Below are 3,562 nucleotides of genomic sequence, written 5' to 3' on the forward strand. Positions count from 1 at the left end.
CATTCGCAATGGATGCTGCAGCACAACGTCTTTTCCCACACCGGCATCGGCGGCTCCTCCGCCACCCAGCGCATGCGCGATGCGGGATTTGATTTCAGCGGCTCATGGCGGTCGGCGGAAAACATCGCCGTGCAGAGCGAACGCGGGGCGGCGGGCATCATGGACGACGTGCAGAACCTGCACACGTCGCTGATGAACAGCCCCGGCCACCGGGCCAACATTCTCAACCCGGCGCTGGATTACATCGGCATCGGCATCGAGACGGGCAATTACAGCTTCAGCTCGGGCACCTACAAATCGGTCATCGTGACACAGACNCGCTGCCGCGGACATCCTTGAAGGCGGTGGCGGCAATGACAGCATTTTCGGCGGGCGTGGCGGTGACACGATCGAGGGCGGCGACGGCAACGATGTGCTGGTGGGTGGCAAGCAGGCCGACACCTTCGTCTTTGCCGACGGGTTCGGTCAGGACACGATCGCCGACTTCGACGCGCTGGACGGTTTTGAAAAGATCGACCTGTCAGGGGTTTCGGCCATCACCAACTGGGCCGATCTTTTCAACAACCACATGACGCAGGTGGGCAATCGCGTGATCATCGAGGATGGAACGGGCGATTTCGTCCAGCTCAACAACGTCAATCTTGGTGATCTCGACGCGCTCGACTTTATCTTCTGAAAGGTCCATGGGCGACGCGGGCGCCAATCGATGCCGACCTTTTTGGTGAGGCGGTTCTGTGGTGGCAAACCTGATTGCCTTTGCCGCGTGTCCCCTCGATGGCTTCCTGATCCTTTCGACCCCTCCTCGCGACCTTTCACACCAGAACGGGCGCGGGGAGCGGGCGGATTGCCGACATATTCCAATTGATGCAGATCATTCGTGCGGGCGATCTGTCCGGATAAAATGGGCGTCGTGATTGGCGGAGCCGGTCAGTGCGGTTTTCGTCGGTCATGCTTATCCAACGCACAGGAAGCCCATCATGACCTATCATCTTGTTCCCGCTGCCGATATCGCCCGCGCCCATGCCGAAAGCGCAGGCGAGCAATACCGGTCAGGCATCACGCAACTGGCCGATGGCGGCGCATTGGTGGTGTTCGAACAGCGGGTGCGGCCTGATCCCGATCTTTACATCTATGATGTCGAGGTCAGCGCGCAGCGCTATGATGCGACGGGGGCCGCACAGGGCGGGTTGATCTCGCTGGCGCGGCTGGAGGGCCTGCCGCAAAGCCAGACGCCCAGTTATCACCCCTTTGCCACGGGGCTGGAGGGGGGCGGATATGCGATCGGCTGGCATGACCGGGGGTCAGGCGATCTGCGGGTGCAGACCTATGATGCTGGGTGCGGCCTGCTTGGCGATGTGCTGCTGCCGCTGCCCCCGCGCTATCTTGAAACGCGCGATCAGTATGTCGATGTCACCGCATCGGGCGGGCAGCATGTGGCCATCGCCGCGCTGGACAACGGCGGCTTTTCGGTCACTTGGGATGCAGGGTATTCGGGCATTCTGGCGCAATATGTCGGGGCCAGCACGATCTATACCCAGACATTCGCCGCCGACGGCAGCGCCACAAGCGCGCCTGCACAGATCATGCCCTGGGTCGGATCGGTGTCTTATGGCTGGGATCTGTGGAGCACGGCCTATGACGCGGTGGCGGTGGGCGATGGTCAGTATCTGGTGGTGATGCGCGCGGGCGAGGGTGCGCCGGGCAATGCCGCCGATCATCCGGCCGTCGTCGGGCGCATATTCGCCAATGACGGCAGCGCCGTCACCGGCAATTTCATGATCAGCCAGAGCCTTGAGACATGGGCCGATTACGCCTCGGTCGACGTGCTGACCAATGGCGATTTCGTCGTGGCCTGGCGCAGCGGCACAACCTCGATGTGGCGCCGCTTTGACGAGGACGGCACGCCGCTGACCGACGAGGTGCCCCTGACGCGCCAGTACCGCGATGTCGAGGTGACGGCGATGCCCGATGGCGGCTTCCTGATCGGGGCGCAATTCGTGCCCTCGGGATCGGTTGCCTACAGCACCCATGCTTACCGCTTCGATGCCGACAACACGCTGGTGGATGGCGACCGGTTCGTGTTCACCGAACGGCGGGTGCCCGATTACGACACCAATTATTATGCCCAGGCCCCGGAATTTGCCGTGTTGGGCAACGGGCAGCTTCTGGGACTGGTCGAGGGCCACGCCAGTTGGAACGGCAACGACTGGGAGGTGTTTACCTGGCGCCAGCTGGCCGAGGAACTGGGCAGCACAGGCAATGACACGCTGACCGCCAATGATGATGGCATGGCGCTGTTCGGGTTGGGTGGTGATGACAGTCTGCAAGGTTCTGCCGCCGCGGATTTCCTCGATGGAGGTGCGGGCAACGACACGCTGATTGGTGGCGCGGGCAACGACACGTTGGTAGCCGGTGACGGCAGTGACCTGATGCAGGGCGGGGCCGGCGACGACACGTTCTTCAGCGGCCCCGGCGACAACACGATTCAGGGCGGTGACGGCACCGACCGCGTGATCCTTGACGGGGTGCGCGCCAGTGGCGTCACCGTGCGCGGGCCGGCCGACAATCTTGTCATCACCTACGAGGGCAGCCGCACGGACGTGACCGGCGTGGAGCATTTCGAATTCCGCAGCGGCTCGTTCTCCGATGACCTGACGCTCGAAGACATGCTGCCGCTGCGCAACAGCACGATCATCGGCACCGATGACAACGACACGCTGATCGGCGATTACGGCGACGACCTGATCTATGGCAATGGCGGCAATGACCTGATCGAGGGCGGCGAAGGCAATGACCGGCTATACGGGCGCGACGGCGACGACACGCTGATCGGTGGGCTGGGGAACGATTCACTGGATGGCGGCAACGGCGATGACCTGCTGTCTGGCGGGGCAGGCGACGACACGCTTTATGGGGGCTATGGCAATGACACGCTGGATGGGGGGGATGGCCATGACCTTGCGCGGGTTCTGGTCTACTCTTGGAGCAGCGGCACCGTCGTGACCGGTCCCGAACACGAGATCACGATTTCCTCTGGTCGCGGCGTTGATGTGTTTCGCAACATCGAGGCTTTCGAGTTCACCGATGGCACCCTGTCGCTGGAGGAGGTGTTGGCCCTTCGCAATCTCGACCTGACCGGGACGGCGGGCGATGACACTCTCATCGGCGATTACGGCGACGACGTGCTGAGCGGTGTGGGTGGCAACAACCTGCTGGACGGCGGGGCGGGCGATGACACGCTGACGGGCGGAACCGGCTCCGACACCATGCTGGGCGGGGCGGGCAATGACCTGCTGATCGGGGGCGACGGCTTTGACACGCTGGACGGCGGCGATGGTGCCGACACGCTGCTGGGCAACGCGGGCAACGACAGCCTGCTGGGCGGTGCTGGTGACGACCTGCTCAACGGCGGCATCGGGTTCGACGAGTTGCATGGCGATGCGGGTGACGACACGCTGATCGGGGGCGACGGGTTCGACACGCTCTATGGCGGGGACGGCGACGACAGCCTGCAGGGCAATGCCGGAAATGACGAACTCTATGGCGGGGACAGGGGAATCGC

3 protein-coding genes and 1 pseudogene are annotated in these 3,562 nt (G+C 63.4%); all 4 read left to right on the plus strand.

Going from position 1 to position 3,562, the window contains the following annotated elements; genetic code table 11:
* Window positions 1-12 precede the first annotated feature (12 nt).
* Entirely contained in the window at window positions 13-339 is a 327-nt protein-coding gene (locus tag ACFTOW_RS01805) for a CAP domain-containing protein (protein WP_465261597.1), read from the plus strand.
* 22 nt (window positions 340-361) lie between these two features.
* A pseudogene (locus ACFTOW_RS19930) lies at window positions 362-418 on the plus strand (hypothetical protein); the annotation flags it as partial.
* Window positions 419-676, plus strand: coding sequence for a hypothetical protein (locus ACFTOW_RS01810; protein ID WP_417498541.1), 258 nt, complete (start codon window positions 419-421; stop codon window positions 674-676). It abuts the pseudogene before it with no gap.
* Between the two features lie 301 nt (window positions 677-977).
* A partial coding sequence (locus ACFTOW_RS01815; protein WP_379912484.1) for a calcium-binding protein occupies window positions 978-3,562 on the plus strand: 2,585 nt, incomplete at its 3' end.

This window comes from Lacimonas salitolerans, from assembly GCF_042677865.1.
Classification (GTDB): Bacteria; Pseudomonadota; Alphaproteobacteria; order Rhodobacterales; family Rhodobacteraceae; genus Lutimaribacter; species Lutimaribacter salitolerans.